At 60.7% G+C, this 433-nt stretch carries 2 pseudogenes; both read left to right on the top strand.

Features of this window, described 5'->3' with window-relative positions:
* Nucleotides 1-222: pseudogene (locus DVK01_RS21555) on the top strand (hypothetical protein); the annotation flags it as partial.
* A pseudogene (locus tag DVK01_RS21550) lies at nt 219-433 on the top strand (hypothetical protein); the annotation flags it as partial. The pseudogenes DVK01_RS21555 and DVK01_RS21550, both read left to right, overlap by 4 nt.

Raw genomic sequence — 433 nt, 5'->3', positions numbered from 1 at the left:
GTGACCTATCGCAGTTCGACACAGGCCGAAGGCACCTACGAACTGTTTGTCAACAAGACGAACAGTACCGTCTTCGACGCCGCGAAATACGAACCGGCGGACAGTGGCTCGTCGCCGGTCGCCGAAGAGGCGCTATACGCCGTGAACGTGTCGTACGTCTACCAGACCGGCGAGCCGTACGTCTCTAGAGAAGTTCGGGTCGCACCGGGTGAGATTACATGAGGCTTCGTTCGCGCTCGACCGCCCGCGGCGTTTCGACGGCACTCAGCTACGTTCTCACGCTGACTATCACCGTCGTCCTCGTCTCTGGGCTGATGGTCGCCGCCGGCGGATTCGTCTCCGACGAACACGCCCGAGTCACCGAAACAGAACTCGACGTTATGGGAAACCGGTTGGCTGCTGGTATCGAATCGGTCGACCGCGTCGCATCCGA

It is taken from the genome of Haloarcula sp. Atlit-120R (assembly GCF_003665885.1).
In the GTDB taxonomy this organism is placed as follows: domain Archaea; phylum Halobacteriota; class Halobacteria; order Halobacteriales; family Haloarculaceae; genus Haloarcula; species Haloarcula taiwanensis.
This window is presented reverse-complemented; position numbering and strand designations above follow the sequence as displayed.